The organism is Desulfofarcimen acetoxidans DSM 771 (assembly GCF_000024205.1).
Lineage (GTDB): Bacteria > Bacillota > Desulfotomaculia > Desulfotomaculales > Desulfofarciminaceae > Desulfofarcimen > Desulfofarcimen acetoxidans.
Genome location: NC_013216.1, coordinates 4,392,318 through 4,406,894, shown reverse-complemented (window position 1 = coordinate 4,406,894; position 14,577 = coordinate 4,392,318). Strand labels below are relative to the sequence as shown.

Sequence of the window (14,577 nt, the reverse complement as noted above, 5' to 3'; positions counted from 1 at the left end):
TAGTCTTAAGCCGGTAAAGTTAGTTCTTCTACGGCATTGGCGGGGGAGGCAATTACACCACGGCGAGCCCTGCCCACCATGGCGTTTTCCACTAACCGCGTTATATCAGCACCGGAAGCATCGACACGCAGGTCATGCTTAACTAATTCCCGGAAATACTTTTGCCCCTCAATAAGGTATGCCTTAGTTGTACTAACCCCGGCATATTCGTGGGTTTTTCCTCCAACCACCGTACTCCAGCCATCATAGAATATGAGTGTATCAATTTGGCTAATGGCTGGATAAATTGTCCCACCAATCTGCATACGCTGCAGGCACTCCTCAATATCCCACCGCCGGCTGGAATGAGCCAGCAGGATATTGGGTCGTCGCGGACTTCCTGTGTCTGTATTCTTGTCCTGGGATGCATGAATCAACCCGGCCTTTATGGTGTTGCGGTAATTCTCCAACAGTGTACTACCCGTAGTATCCGCTGCGGTTTTGTTCTTAGCGGCATAAGCAAATTCAATAACAGGATATAGGTGAATATGGTTCAAGAGTGCATTATATGCCTCACCGAAAGCCCGGTTGGCTTCGGCCATTTCCCAAGTTTTATCGTATAGCACCATATCCTCGGTCCACTGCAGGCCGGTAGCATGCGTAATGATGGGTACCGTATCCTTGGTACCGATTTTGCGGGTACCAAACTTGACTTCTTCAAGTTCCATATGCTCCAAAAAAACCACCCGGACACCTGTGAAAGGTGCCACATCAACAAACTGAGTAAAATTTGCATCCTCAACCTTACGGTAAATAGGGGAGTAGAGCAGGGGAATACTCTCACGGCCCAACTCCAGGTCAATAACAGATTTCTGTATAATGTTTTCCAAACCGGTAGGGGTGGTGAGCATTTCACCCATGGGCCTGGTCAGTCCAAAGACTTCCATCTCACCGTTAACAATCTTCTTTTTGACCGTCCTTATTTCACCGCTGGGGGAAATATACGGTACATCCACCTCAACGGTCTGCTTGCGGCGTTCATTCTTTAGAATATCACTGCTTATAATCCTCAAAGCATTCCACCTCCATTAATGGGCCAGGACCTGCGGCCCAAGCTTAAACCAAATGACATTATTAGCATCCTTTGCCTGGGTCACCCGACCCACGGGCCGGTTTTGCGGGTTTCCGCTGGCGTCGTTATTAGGTGCTGTGGTTAAAAGACCGGTATTTAACCAATAAATCTTGTCACCCATAGCAAAGGCATCTGCCTCAGTAATCTGATTGGTTTCATATTCCGCAGTCTCAATATCCAGAATCACTTCCGCCGGCACCATACCAGCCGGAACAGTGGCACCTTTAAAACTAATTACCTGGCCGTCTGCATCAGTTTCCATAGACTGTACAGCCAAACCAAAGAAACCGTCCAATAAATAGAAATTACCCTGCATAATGACCGTGCTTACCGGCACACTTATCTTCACGGATTTACCCCCACTAACTTTTCTACCCACGATTCTTACCTCCTTAGCTTATAACTTGCACCACCGGCTGTGAAACCGGCTTGCCGGCTGATAGCACCTGCGGCCCCGGCTGCTGCGCCGGCAAGTTTTTGACTATGCCCTGGCGGCTGACGGGGCGGTTTTCAAATTTCCCGACAGTACCATTACTCACAAAGGATTGGGATTGGGGATTAAACCTGACCACAGAACTCATATATTCACCTTCCTGGTTACCAGCATGCCGCCGGAATCTTTTGTACTTTGCACGCTGCCGGTATAAGCAGGACGATCAGTACGCAGCTTGCTAATAGCATCTTTTAACGCCGGATCATTCAATGCTTTGTCAATTTCTCCGGCCACCTGTTCTTTAGTAGCATCTTCCGGCACAGTTAGTATTCTTCTAACCAAAGACTGAGCAATTTCTCCGCTGACTTTTTCCTTTACAACCTGGTCAATCAATTCAGCTTGACTGGCTTTTTTCTTCTCCTCCAGGGATGCATAAGCTTCCTTAGCCCGTGCTAATATATCCATCTCACCGGTGATTCCCAGGGCCTCCCGGACCTTTTCCAGCAATTCCTCGTTATTTTTAATATACTGTAGCCATTTTGCATCCAATTCACCAGCCAGAGAAGAGACTGTCCAGCCCATTTCGCCGGCCAACTGCCCCATGGTAATCTCCCGGCCATGCAGCATTTTTTTCAACATCGCAATCAGTTCCTGAAAATTCAAGGTTTCTCCACCTCCAATAATTTGATCCATTTCTCCAACAGCCACAATGCGGGTGGGCATCCCGGCCCTGTCCAGGGGTGTCCAATCAATGGACATGGGCAAATAATCAACTACTTGCGTTTCCCCGGCGACCTTCACAAGCTTCGGGACCCCGAAAATAGAAACCTGGTTCACACGTTTTGACCTGATCCAACGTTTTAGGTCATTGGCTGCAGCATCTACTACGCCACGAAAATATCCCTTGCCATCCTTCCAAATTGCACCCACCCAGTGGGTTACCGGTGGCTTAAATTCGCTGTCCACGTCTTCAGGTTTCTGGTGCCCCAAGAAACCTGATAATGTTTTTTCCTGAACATGCTTAACAATTGCTTGTATAGCTTCCGGTTTGTAGTTCCAACCACGTTTAGATCTGCCGGTTGGAACCTCAACCACTACTTCCAGCGGATCTTCGTCATCATTTTTAAGGGTTGTCAAATCCACCCCAGATGCCAGCGGTACGTCCTCCGGTTTTATTTCACCGGAAATACCGGCTTGGAGATAAACCACAGCATCATCATTGCCGGCCATTTCTCCCACTGGCCGGGGTAACCAATATGCATGCACAAATTCACCCCCCTGTAAAATTGACAAAAAAATAAAAGCCCTTTAAAAGGCTCTTACTCACTGTTTAAACAGCTTTTAAAACATACGATTGTTATTATTTAAAATTAATAAATAGTTCCTTCCGGCAAATCCTCATCATCGTCCTCAAAAAGTATTTCATCACCAGAAAACTCTAAATCATTAAATAATTCATAGGCCAATAACTTAAGTGCTATTGGATTTTTCAATAAATCCCGGTAATAAGATGGACCGGTGGGAGTTGCATCCACTGGAATGTGGTATTTCTCTCTTATGGATGCTCCTATGCGTAATAGCACAACAGCAAATTCATCACCAGTTATTTCACCATTATTCCATACAATACTCACCCTGCCTGCATCAGGCACATTTTTAGGTATGCCGGTAATAGTAAATATCATATTGCTGCCATCACCCCCAAGATAAAGTTGACATACTCCTTGTCCGACCAAAGATTATTTGCTTCAAAAAAAACACCTTCAAGGCCCATTGATAATATCTCGTAAGCTTTACCCTTATAGTCCTTGCCCATATAGGGGTTAGTAAATTTATCTCTTCTGGCAACCTCGTCAGGCCCATAATTTAAAGCTGTTAGGTCTTTCAATTTTTCCAATAAATATCCGGCTGTGCGCCGCTCATAAAACTGTTGCTCCATAGTAAGAATGCTCTGCACAACAGTCTCCATCCTATGTCCCATCTCATGTAGAGCAACCTGCTCCATTTCAGCTACACTATTACCTCTCAACGCTATCTCAGTCGGCTTATACCAACTGTCACCTGGTTTTCCAATGGCCCTTCTATGATAACCGCGCCTAACCTTTTTAGCCAATAACTCTGTAGCATTGGACATTTTATGCCAATCAGAGGGTAAATGCCTACTTATTTCAGCTATAGCCTCTCTGGCCATCTTATTACTTCCTTTTGCCCACATCTGATTGCCTGTATTGCCAAGTGGCCTAACCTCACCTAATACTTCGGTTACCAGATTTCTTAATTTCATCTTTTCTTTTTGCTTATAATATGCTTCTTCGGCAGCTATTAATTCGTTCTCAATATGTGACCATTTCTCTTTGGCACGCATTGCACGTTTTAGCTTTGCTTCAAGATTAAGCACCTTATCACGTAAATCTTTATCAATCTTTCGATATTCAGCCAATCTTACCTCAATCTCTGAGCTAATCATGCTGCCAACGTCAATAACATCCAGATCGCTTTTTACCCCTTGTACAATTCTATTCTTAACCTTATCATGCCAATTTTCCTGTTGAGAGTTATTCAACTTTAATTCAACTTTATAAGTTTCACTATACCACTTTTCCAATTTTGGATCAATGCTAGGATTATTCCGCCACCGTTTAAGCCTGGCAACAAACTCCTCCGGTTGCTCATGCACAGCCACGATAGTGCAAATACAGTTTGGGTGCGGATAGCTGGGTTCATTTCCTGGGGCGTACACCCCCCGGCCCAGGCCCTCATCATGGTCGGCGTAGGCATTACAGATATCATTCAAAGAATGAGAGCGGCTTAAAATCCATTTCATTCCTTGGTAGCTTGGCGAAGCCCGGGCTGATTCGATAGTGCCATTCCAATATGCTTTGCTGGTTTCTGTCCTGGCCAATCGCAATGCCTCATAGCACATATCATTAGGAATTCTGCCTTCCATCCTGGCCATCATTTGTGGGTAATCAATGGCAAGAGTGCGGGCACCCTTACGCACGTACTTTTTCAGCAGTTTGGCCGTATCAACAGCACTCTGGCCGGTGGCTACAGCCTCCTCAAGTATGGCTTGGATATCCTCTCTGGCTTTTTCACCTTTCTGCCATATGCGGTCAGATAGCTTCAATCCTTTTACATTGTGATGCCACATAGCCTCAACAGCCCGTTTGTTGACATGAAAAAAAGACGCCCTAATATTATCATCAATTTTTATCCCGGCATCTTCCAAAAGCTTAAAAGTAAGTCCGGAGGACATACCGGAGCCAGCTTCAACTGCGTCTTTTATATCCTGCTTTAATATACCACTTAACCCGTCACGGAACTTATCAGCTTCCTCCCGCAGAGCTTGCTCTACTTGCTTTAAGTGTACTTGCTTTAAAGGAGTAAGCCTATCCGAAACACTGGCTGCCACTCTATCTGCCAGCCTTATATATAGGCTGCGTATCTGTGGGTCCTGGCGCTCCCGAATAGCAATAAACTTTTTCCTGGCCTCCAGGGCGAACCTGACATATGCGCCGGCGGCATCCTTAGTTTGGGTTATTTCATCAGCCATTATTGATTACCCCCGGCCAATTCCTTATCAATCTTAGCCTTTTGTTCGTCCAGGAACTGGGAGTCCTCCAACCGCATCTTTTGCAGTTTGGTTCTCATAAGCTTCTCACGTTCTCCAGGTATTTCCGGATCATCGTTAATGTAATTATTCATGGTGTTGATATACTGTTTTAAAAATTCCACAGCGGCTTCTTCGCTGATGATTTCTGCTTCCATAGCGGTCTTCAGGGCTGTGGTCACTTTATCCAGAACTTCGGCCACTTCTTTTTCATCCCTGGGATTAACCTCATCCCACTCCAGCACAGTGGCATAACTGCCGGCTTTTTTATTTCCGGCCATGGCCGTCATGGCCAGCACCATACGGGCCAACCGCTGCCAACTCTCGGTAAACTGCTCACGTTTACGGGCAATCTTCCTGACCAGAATAGGCATTTGTTCCTTAACAGAACTCAGTGAACTGGGAGTATGCACACCAAAAGCAAATTCCGGTGTTTCCGACGCATCAACAATGCAGTAAAACAGGAATTGTAAAAGCTGCGTGGCATCTCCAATGGCACTTTTAACCTCAATAAATTCGGCGTCTTCATCCTCACTGAATAAAAAGAATTCATGACCATCCAAGCTTATGGTGCCTCCCTGGCTGGCAAAAGCATAGGGATCTGTAACACCGAAATTGTTGCGTAAAAAACCGGCAATATCCTTAAGCTTAAATTTTAAGCGCGGCGTACTATGCATTTTGCTGCCCTGCAGCGCGTGCAGCAAAACATCATGGTAAGCTTTAAAAAACGGCTCAATTGGCTCAAGGTCGCTCTGGCCAAATTCTCTGGTATCGTCGCCTTCGTTCTTAAAGTGGACGATAGGTATAAATCCCCATGGATTATCTTCTTCCATATAGGCTGCCTGGTCCTGTGGAATATCACCGGTTATTTGGATTATTCTTTTGGTAGCTGAAATTCTTTGTGACACCAGCGATCTTTTGGCGTTATCCTGATCATCAAGCCAATCATGGGCCGCCTGAATGACGTATTCTCTAACCAGATTATTATTCAGCGGGTCCCTGATGACCTGTACCACCTGTTCCGGTGGTAGCATATTAAAAACCAGCCTGACCTTCTGTTCCGGATAGAGGGTTTGTTCCTGGTTTTCCTCCCTGGTGAGCCAGACAAACCAGTCACCATCCCGCAAAGTGTTACGGTGCACATGCAACATCCGTGAAGTGTTATTGCTAAAAAAGTTGTCCAATACATCCTGGGCCGTGTCGTCCACAGATTGAAACCTGGGCACGCCCATAAAGCCCACCGTGGTATTGATTATATTCCTGGCGAACCCGGCACCCAGCTTATACTTGTCATCCGTATTTTCATACAGCGCCCGGGCCTTGGCATAATCAACCCGGCTGGAATCAAGCTTGTAGGCCGAAAAATATGAACCAACCCGTAATGCCCAATATGAAGTAAACATACTAAAAACGTTCCGAAGCTTTGAAATCTCACCGACAGCTCTTTTAAGCCATGTAGCCTTTTTCATTCAACTCACCCATATATCCGAAGTTTTTTAAATACATTCAGCAAGCCCTGGTCAACCTGTTGTTTAGATCTGGCCAGAGTTCGGCATGCTTCCAGGGCATCCGGCCCATCATCATGGGCCGCCATGGGAAATTGCCTGAGTTGCTCCAAAAGACGCTTATGCCGGATGTTAAATTTAATGTACCTGTTTTTTATATCAGGCTGCAAAGTCTGGATTCGTCCATATTTATCGCTGGTTTGATTTACCTCCTCGATGGGGAGGTAAATACCGGCTTCAGCGCTGCGCCTGGCCAATTCTTCTTTTAAAAACCATTGAAACTGGTTTGTCTCACAGCCGAATTGGAAATATCCCCGGCCAAATGTCAGCTTCAGCCAGCGTTCCTTTTCCATAATGTCTTCGATGATCCTGTCCGGGTGGCGTCTTTCGATATCGGCATCAAGCACATACATATAACCGGTCTGGCCATCCTTGACCAAAGTAATGATTGTGGAAAAGTCGCTTTTCTTCTTCTTGCCCTTGCCCCCCAAAGAGGGGTCAACAAAGCCAAAGAAACGGAAACGTTTTTCCCTGAAATCAATGGCAGCCTCGTTATAATATTCGAACCACTCTTCGTTGAACAGGCAGTCTTCTGGATTAATAGGCTCGTTTTGTTCCTCAGAGTTAAAGCTGGCTTCACCCTCAGAAACCCGCATCACCATAAGAGCATAATAGGAAAGCTTATCTTCCCATAAAACCCGGGTACCTTTTAGCATTTCATCTTTAGTGGCCTCAAAAAATGCCCTGGCATCTTGCTCCCGATTTTCATTGTCCAGATCAATATAAATGTCTTCCCATTTTTCCCACAGGTCTTTGCGTTCGGACCAGGAGATGATCGCCCGGTATTTTACTGACTTATAGGCCGGATTCTTAAGCACCTTGGAAAGAAGGGAGTCGTAATGCAAAATGGTGCCGATGTACACAATATCAGTGTAGTCGTCACCAGCCTTACTCACTGCTTTAAAGAACCAATTTTCCAGCTTCTTTCTTTGTTCCGGCGTCCGGACATTATCATCGTTTTCAATATCATCCAATACAATCAGCCCAGGCCGCCAGTTTTTATGGCGTCGGCCCCGGATTTTCTTACCGCTGCCGATGGCCTCAATCTTCACATCCGTGGAGGTCATCAGTACATCTTCACGCCAGGCTTTCTTCCCTTGAAGGTCTCCGAAATCTTCCCTGATGGCCAGGTTCTCTTCCAATTCCCCCCGGATATCTGACAAGAATCCCTGCGCCTGATCGGATGAATCTGACAGTATCAGTATATAGGGCTTATATTCATAGACTATGGCGTGCAAGGTATCCTTAAAGGTCAGGTTGGTACTCTTGGCGTGGCCCCTGGGTGCGGCCACCGCCCGGCGGCAGCCTGGCAACCGCCGGATCTTGGCCACCGTTTTCTCTGTCAGCTGCAGTATCCCTTTAAGCACGCCTTGTTGCCAAATCCGGTCTAACTCCCGGTGAAATTCAGGAGTTTCCCGAGTGAAATAATGATGAAGATAAGCCCTGCCAAAATACTCTAGATCCATGGCCCCGAGCTTTTTCCTCAGCCCGTCCGAACCAATAAGCGGAGCCTCAGCCTGATAAGATTTCCATAGTTCCAATCTTGCCGGGCTTGAATCTCGTTTTACATACTCTTCAAAAAGCATTCTGGCTTCATCGTTTTGCTGCTTCTCATGGCCGTGCCTACGTTTTTCATTTTCCTCCATGGCCTCATACAGCAGTGAAACGATATCAGCCTTGCGGCCTTTTTTCATCACATATAAATACCACCTATCAATAGATTTTTGAAACGGCAGCTATATTTTTTTTAACCCTAACGCTAAAACGATACCATAGGCAATGGCATTTCCCAGCCCATGCAAAAATTCCGGGTTTTGCAGTGCAGCAGCATTAGCGGCGGAGTCAATAAACAAATTCTCAAGCAGCACTGCCGGCATATTTGTTTCCCTCAAAACATAGAAATTGGAGCGTCTTTTTCCACGGTCACGAAATCCGAACTTTGCCATATACGCAGCTACTTCATTATGGATAGCATCCTGATACTTGAGAGCCAGTTCGCTGGGATGCGTGTACACATGGGATTCAAACCCGGTACCGCCGCCGGCATTTTCGTGTACCGACAAATAGAAGTCTGCCTTAATGTTATTGGCATACTTCACCGGCAGCCGCAGCTCATCGCTTGATGTGCTGTTGGGGTTTGTGCAGCTGGGCTGCATGATGTGAACCACGCAGTCATACCCGGCAAGCTGTTCTTTGACAATATTAGCGACATCCCAGTTAACTTTTTTCTCCTGAAGACCATTTACTCCGATGGCACCTGGGTCCTGGCCGCCATGCCCGGGGTCCAAAACAACATTTTTTCTCAATCCTAACATTCCTCCTAATTAGTTTACTATTCAAAACAAAAAAACACCCTACCGGATGAACATGGGTCCTACTACATAACCAACAACCTTCTTGCTGCATTTTGCGGCCATTTTTACAGTGATCACATAATTATATTACCTCAATTTTTTAAACGCTTTTAAACGGTTTTAAACGGGTTTTAAACGGTATTGAAATAAAAGATTTGTACTCTTTTTAGGGCAGGCTTCGCCACCCGGATTTTTCATCCGGTTTCCCCAATACTATAAAAACCATTTACCTGGCATGCGACGAATCAAACATGTCAGATTATCAGGTTTTTTTAATCACACTAACGGCAAGTTCAACAATTCTTGGTTCACCCATCAAGCTGATATTTACCTTAGCCCGGAATCGTCTTGCATCCAGTTTGACAATATGTCCCTCTAGGCCCATTAATGGTCCGGAAATTACCTTTACACTGCCGCCCTTTACAAACACTTCCGACAAACCAAGCGGGTCCCCGTCACGGCAGAGCTTTAAAAACAAGGTGACTTCATTTCCCATGAGCGGTACCGGACGGCTGGTTCCCAATACTCGGATTACCCCTGGTAGATTTCTCATAGCGTAATATGCTGCCGGTGTCATATGTGCTTGCACAAATACATACCCGGGGAACACCACCCGCTCCACATACTGCCACCCTCCTTGCCGTCGCTCTACCATAAGACGCCTGGGCACCACAGCCCTGGCAATATCCTTTTCTTTTACCCGGCTCCTTACGTCTTCCTCGTGTCCGGTCAAACAGTGGATCACGTACCAATGCATGTCTGCTCCTCCCCGGAATCAACCAGACCCTGGCGCTTCTTTTCATTGATGAACTGGCTAACCTGGTGATATAGCTCCGGACGTTCTTTAGCCATGGCGTCAAATATTAGTGCCTTGAATTCCTGCAAACCGGCTTCCTGCTTATCCCGCATCTGCACATCCATACGCTTTTTGTAAGTAGCCGCTCTGGATAGCGCTACCGCATCCTTAATGGTTTTATCCAGTTCCAGGTCATCCCACTGCTCATCCGGGGCAGAGGAGAGGCGGTCAACTAATTGCCGCGCCAGGATGCGCTGGATGACCTCCACAAAATCAAGCTCGGGGTATTTCTCCATTTCCTCTGTCAACCGCTGAAAATTTTCCTGTGCAGCAACTATCATCTGGATATTGGCATTCATCCGCCTGGCGTACCGGTACACCGCCACATATGATATTTCATGTCCCTTATCTTTCAGAAATTCAGATATATCCTGATAGGTAAACTGAACGGGGTTTAATATCATCTGCTCCACAGCGTCCTTCAATTCAGGCGGCAGGGCGTCAATTTTACTCCTTGTGCGCCTGACCATACCATCATCCCCTTATACGTCTACAGCATCATCCGTTTCAATATACTTAACCAACCGGATACCCTTGGCTGTTAATATAACTTCTGTCTCGTTGAACTCGGAGTACTGAATCTCCATTTTGACTTTACTTTCAATATCCCTGGCTTCCAAATACCCTGCCTTTTCCAGGTAGTTTAATGTCTCTATTGTTTCATCCTGCCGCTCGGGAAAAGCCAGTAACAGGTCCGACAGTTTAAACCAGCGGGATTTAAATACCGTGTTAACAGTTCGCATTACTGACCCATTTAAATCAGCAAAGTCTTTAGCGACAATTGTGCTCATAAGCTTTCTTTTTTCCAATACATCCTTATTCATCAATGCACCTTACCTTTCAAGTCCAGCAAAATATCATAGACTCTATCCAGCTTCTTGCCAATATCGGATGTCACATGAACAAAGTCCGTTTTTTTGACAAACTCATCAGTTGCCTTGTCCTTATAATCATAAAATTCCTTCCACAGATCATTTACCACTTTTTCTAAATGCGCATTCGACTGGTCTAGTTTGACACTTATTTCATCGATCCGTATATTTGCTTTATCAATTTTCTCATCCATTTCCAGGATGGACCGATTCATTAGGTATCCAATGACACCAACCACAACGCCGGCTGCCGTCGGCAGCATTACCCACCAATTCACTTTTACACCTCGCTTCCGGGCAACAGTAGGGTAGGGAGGTATTTTAGCCTGCCAGATTTGCCTTTGCATCTTTCAACTGTTTAACTTGTGTCTCAACAGTACTCAATATATATGCCTGCAGATCACCTAAATTTGCTGAAAGCACCTGGACAATATCGGGCTCCAGCGTCTGAAGAATTTCATTGCAAGCTTTTTGACCCAGGGCTAACAATTTAGATCGATCAGCCTTACCGTCTTTTACAGCCTGCCGCAACTGGCCGGCTGCAGTCTGTTCCGTTTTGGTGACAACCTTTTCCGCAGTATCTTCAAGCCTATCAATAGCCTGCCACATCAACTGGGCCTGTGCCTTGTTTTGTATGTGGCTGGTTTCAGCTTTCAGTTTATCCGCCCCTTTTTTAAGATAATATGTTGTGGCAGCTGCACCAAGGGCCACCAAACCGCTAACCACATCCACCATGACTCCATTAACTTGTGCAATTAGTTGTTTCCACACTTCAAATCACTCCTCGTCTTTATTTTGGCCTAAAAAACAAAAACCGGCTTTTGCCGGAATATATCATTTCATGAATATGCATTTCTATTAAAAAATTTCATAAATTTATTTCGCATCAAAATCGAATAAAGATAACTGAACATGTTTACTATTGTTGGGATTTTCTGTTTTTAGTCTTATGCCTTTAACAATTTGTTGTGCTCGTCTTATGGATATACGGTGTTTTCTCGCCAAAGAACGGAGATTATACCCCGTGAACTCCTCCTGTATACGGCGATTTCTAATCTGGCGGTTAATGGAAGTAAGACCTGGGAGATAGAGCATTGAACCTCCAAACTTACTCGCCAGTATTAAAGTGTTTTCCACTCCAATATGTTTTGCAATTGACAAGTATGGTTCCGGCAATTCCTTATAGCTTTGAATCTCCTTTAGCAACTTATTTTTCACTTTTCTATCCTCCCGCCTTCTAAAATATTACCTCACGCAAACTCGGTAATCATCACCATCAACTAAAACAAGGTGACACATCTCTCTGATCCGGGAAACGATACGCTGCCAGTCCAAAATCAGGTTCCTGTCTTTATCCACACTTAGTAAATCAAGTGGTATATTTGATGTAATGATAGTTGGGACCATATTTGAGTATCTGGCATTTATAATTACCAGCAGTCTTTCCACAACCCACTCACTTTCTTTTTCAGCCCCCAAGTCATCCAGGAGAACCAGTTCAGTATTTTTTATCAGTCTAAACCTTTCCTCAGCCTCATTTCTATTGTTTTGAGGTCTAAGTGTGTCCATGAGTTCCGGCACGATGCAGGACACAACCGAAACCATATGAGTTTGAATTAGTTGACTTATTATGGCATATGCTAAATGAGTTTTGCCGGTGCCCGTGGGACCAACTATATATAAGCCATTTTTACCTTCATTTTTTAGTGTTTCAAATTTATCGACATACCTGCGAGATAGATATAATGCCTTTTCCTGCTCCTCATTTCTTGGTATATAATTTTCAAAGGTTTTACTAGCAAATCGGCGGGGAATTTTTGCTATACTAAAAAGTTCTTCTATCTTGTGCCGTCGCTCGGCTAACTCCCGACACTTACACTTTTGGAAATAGCGGATCCCATCTTCATCATATATTATACGACCGCTTCCGTCACATTCACTAAAAGGGCAGGTTCCCACGATTGGCATAGTTGTCGTTTGCATAGTCTGTTTTTTTGATTGCAGTTCTACGACCTCTGCCACGTTTTGCATGGCTGTCACCACCTTGCTGAAGTTTAAACTTGGGCCACAAAGACATGATTCTGGCCAAATGGTCGATCTTGTCCTTCCAGTAGTCATCGCTAAATGCCCAATCTATGCATACCAGCCAATCGGCAACTGACGGAGAATCAACACCGGATAGCATCCATTTAGCTGTTGAGAGCTGCTTTAAGTGCCAGTCCCTGGGGAACTTCGTTACACCGGCCTCTTTTAGTTTATTTTTTAAACACTCCACCAAGTGCTTTTCTTCATCCGTGTATGACCTGCTCTTGATTCCGGCTTTCACCACTTTAAATTTCACCTCCGTGGTTATAATCAAATTCCTTCCATAAATATTAAGCTCTCTTTTTATTGTTAAATAACCTCTTTTTTAAGTGATGAGAAATGAAATTCTTTTTGATAATTGTAACCACGATATTTCTTGTCGCTACCAAAATACATAAGTCAGATACATAATAGGTTTTACTTCCGTCTTTCCGGGAATAACTCTGCTTGATCATCTCAAATATTTCCCGGTCAATCGCATCTGCCCGACTATTAATATATTCTCGTATATTTTCAGGAAGTATTCCCAAAACCCGCTGACAATACCTTTCTCTGGCATGTTCACTTACCTGCAATTCTATTCAACCTCCATATGCTCAGATTCTCATGTTGGATAGCAATTTATACCAGTGATAACTGCCTGGCTTGCTCACAGCATCTTGTAGTTATACATCCACCCTTGAATCATCCTTTACTAGTTCAATGGTTTTATTATTCTTTGTTAAATGGCTTCGCATTTTTTTGAAGGATTTCCAGAAAGGTAAATAACAAGTATATGTGGCTTCCAGATCTATCCCATATTCTTTTAATTTTTTTTTCGAGAACTTTTTCATTTCCTCCTTTCGTTTCTGAGAATAAAGCGATTTTTTTACCGGTCGCATGAAACGTTTTCTCTCCTCGCAGTCTTCCATTAACCATGTGCCTTTGACGACACCATTTACATACACCGATATCACGTTTTTAAATTGGTTTAATCTCTCTAATCTCAGAGAAATGTTATATTCATCGCATTTCAATTTAACTGTTGTATAAAACGATTGCAATTGCTCCTCGACTTCTTGCCATTCTTGTTTAGTAATAATATCAACCTCCCTCATTAGGATACTGTCTCGCGAGGCAGGCAGCCATTAGCCGTTTGTTGACTTTTCTTCAGCTTTAAGTTTTTCGTGCCGCACCATCTTTTTCAAAACCTCAATCAGGATGCTGCCATTCGCGAATGAAACAAAGCGAAAAGGATCCCCGGTGTATGCGGATACATGCAAGTACTTCTCAATAATGGCACACAATCTTTCCGTCCGTGTTTTTTGAGACGGTGTGCTATCTAACTCCTCCAGGCGGTACATATAGAACCAAACAGCCTTTTCTTGATTTGGGTTAATCATACCGGACCGGTGTTTCTGCTTATATTCATCAGGATTTTTTCGAGCTTTTAACGCCCGGTTCTCTCTCTTAAGTTTCACCAGTTCGCCAACAACCAGATCGGCTTCTTCATCTGTTAGCTGACTAATAGATCCTTTTCTTGTTACCCGGTGCACAATGGCATGCAGATCATCATTCTCATTGCCTTTTTGATATATGCCCAGCTGTGTGGCCATCCCATAGATGGTCTTTCTTTTCCCGTGTGACATTTTATTTTGCATAGCAACACCTCCTTTTCTTTGATTAATAGCCCTTTAAAAGCTATTTAAAAA

20 protein-coding genes are annotated in these 14,577 nt (G+C 44.5%); all 20 read right to left on the bottom strand.

The genetic code is table 11. The features are described from left to right. Nucleotides 1–5: 5 nt before the first annotated feature. Entirely contained in the window at nucleotides 6–1,052 is a 1,047-nt protein-coding gene (locus DTOX_RS20435; protein WP_015759572.1) for a hypothetical protein, read from the bottom strand. Nucleotides 1,053–1,067: 15 nt separating this feature from the next. Then, nucleotides 1,068–1,490, bottom strand: a complete 423-nt coding sequence (locus DTOX_RS20430) for a DUF2190 family protein (RefSeq protein WP_015759571.1) — start codon at nucleotides 1,488–1,490, stop codon at nucleotides 1,068–1,070. 13 nt (nucleotides 1,491–1,503) lie between these two features. Then, on the bottom strand, nucleotides 1,504–1,692 hold the full coding sequence (locus DTOX_RS20425; RefSeq protein ID WP_015759570.1) for a hypothetical protein: 189 nt from the start codon (nucleotides 1,690–1,692) through the stop codon (nucleotides 1,504–1,506). Next, nucleotides 1,689–2,810: a hypothetical protein gene (locus DTOX_RS20420; RefSeq protein ID WP_015759569.1), complete on the bottom strand. Its 1,122-nt coding sequence runs from the start codon at nucleotides 2,808–2,810 to the stop codon at nucleotides 1,689–1,691. The genes DTOX_RS20425 and DTOX_RS20420 overlap by 4 nt, the downstream gene beginning before the upstream one ends. A gap of 104 nt (nucleotides 2,811–2,914) precedes the next feature. Continuing rightward, nucleotides 2,915–3,229: a hypothetical protein gene (locus DTOX_RS20415; RefSeq protein WP_015759568.1), complete on the bottom strand. Its 315-nt coding sequence runs from the start codon at nucleotides 3,227–3,229 to the stop codon at nucleotides 2,915–2,917. Beyond that, nucleotides 3,226–5,097 carry a structural protein gene (locus tag DTOX_RS21810; RefSeq protein ID WP_015759567.1) on the bottom strand — a complete coding sequence of 624 codons (1,872 nt, stop codon included), beginning with the start codon at nucleotides 5,095–5,097 and terminating at the stop codon, nucleotides 3,226–3,228. The genes DTOX_RS20415 and DTOX_RS21810 overlap by 4 nt, the downstream gene beginning before the upstream one ends. Beyond that, complete coding sequence (locus DTOX_RS20405) at nucleotides 5,097–6,623, bottom strand: phage portal protein (RefSeq protein ID WP_015759566.1); 1,527 nt, start codon at nucleotides 6,621–6,623, stop codon at nucleotides 5,097–5,099. The genes DTOX_RS21810 and DTOX_RS20405 overlap by 1 nt, the downstream gene beginning before the upstream one ends. A gap of 5 nt (nucleotides 6,624–6,628) precedes the next feature. Next, nucleotides 6,629–8,413, bottom strand: a complete 1,785-nt coding sequence (gene terL, locus DTOX_RS20400) for a phage terminase large subunit (protein ID WP_015759565.1) — start codon at nucleotides 8,411–8,413, stop codon at nucleotides 6,629–6,631. 42 nt (nucleotides 8,414–8,455) lie between these two features. Beyond that, nucleotides 8,456–9,034, bottom strand: coding sequence for an N-acetylmuramoyl-L-alanine amidase (locus tag DTOX_RS20395; RefSeq protein ID WP_042316336.1), 579 nt, complete (start codon nucleotides 9,032–9,034; stop codon nucleotides 8,456–8,458). Nucleotides 9,035–9,335: 301 nt separating this feature from the next. Further along, on the bottom strand, nucleotides 9,336–9,830 hold the full coding sequence (loaP, locus tag DTOX_RS20390; RefSeq protein WP_015759563.1) for an antiterminator LoaP: 495 nt from the start codon (nucleotides 9,828–9,830) through the stop codon (nucleotides 9,336–9,338). After that, nucleotides 9,815–10,399, bottom strand: a complete 585-nt coding sequence (locus DTOX_RS20385; protein WP_015759562.1) for a phage protein Gp27 family protein — start codon at nucleotides 10,397–10,399, stop codon at nucleotides 9,815–9,817. The genes loaP and DTOX_RS20385 overlap by 16 nt, the downstream gene beginning before the upstream one ends. Nucleotides 10,400–10,411: 12 nt before the next feature. Further along, on the bottom strand, nucleotides 10,412–10,753 hold the full coding sequence (locus DTOX_RS20380) for a hypothetical protein (RefSeq protein WP_015759561.1): 342 nt from the start codon (nucleotides 10,751–10,753) through the stop codon (nucleotides 10,412–10,414). Next, nucleotides 10,753–11,079 carry a hypothetical protein gene (locus DTOX_RS20375; RefSeq protein ID WP_015759560.1) on the bottom strand — a complete coding sequence of 109 codons (327 nt, stop codon included), beginning with the start codon at nucleotides 11,077–11,079 and terminating at the stop codon, nucleotides 10,753–10,755. Before DTOX_RS20375 ends, DTOX_RS20380 begins: the two co-directional genes overlap by 1 nt. Before the next feature lie 43 nt (nucleotides 11,080–11,122). Beyond that, the gene (locus DTOX_RS20370) at nucleotides 11,123–11,572 is read right to left on the bottom strand and encodes a hypothetical protein (protein WP_015759559.1); all 450 of its coding nucleotides are present in this window, start codon (nucleotides 11,570–11,572) and stop codon (nucleotides 11,123–11,125) included. A 105-nt stretch (nucleotides 11,573–11,677) separates the two neighbouring features. Next, entirely contained in the window at nucleotides 11,678–12,019 is a 342-nt protein-coding gene (locus tag DTOX_RS20365) for a Mor transcription activator family protein (RefSeq protein ID WP_015759558.1), read from the bottom strand. A 27-nt stretch (nucleotides 12,020–12,046) separates the two neighbouring features. Then, nucleotides 12,047–12,832 (bottom strand): ATP-binding protein, encoded by a 786-nt coding sequence (locus DTOX_RS20360; protein WP_015759557.1) that lies wholly within the window; start codon nucleotides 12,830–12,832, stop codon nucleotides 12,047–12,049. Next, nucleotides 12,741–13,130: a hypothetical protein gene (locus DTOX_RS23320; RefSeq protein WP_157863030.1), complete on the bottom strand. Its 390-nt coding sequence runs from the start codon at nucleotides 13,128–13,130 to the stop codon at nucleotides 12,741–12,743. The genes DTOX_RS20360 and DTOX_RS23320 overlap by 92 nt, the downstream gene beginning before the upstream one ends. Before the next feature lie 46 nt (nucleotides 13,131–13,176). After that, nucleotides 13,177–13,461: a hypothetical protein gene (locus tag DTOX_RS20355; RefSeq protein ID WP_015759556.1), complete on the bottom strand. Its 285-nt coding sequence runs from the start codon at nucleotides 13,459–13,461 to the stop codon at nucleotides 13,177–13,179. Nucleotides 13,462–13,551: 90 nt separating this feature from the next. After that, complete coding sequence (locus DTOX_RS20350) at nucleotides 13,552–13,983, bottom strand: hypothetical protein (RefSeq protein WP_015759555.1); 432 nt, start codon at nucleotides 13,981–13,983, stop codon at nucleotides 13,552–13,554. Between the two features lie 30 nt (nucleotides 13,984–14,013). Next, nucleotides 14,014–14,526, bottom strand: a complete 513-nt coding sequence (locus DTOX_RS20345; RefSeq protein WP_015759554.1) for a phage protein GemA/Gp16 family protein — start codon at nucleotides 14,524–14,526, stop codon at nucleotides 14,014–14,016. Between the last annotated feature and the right edge of the window lie 51 nt (nucleotides 14,527–14,577).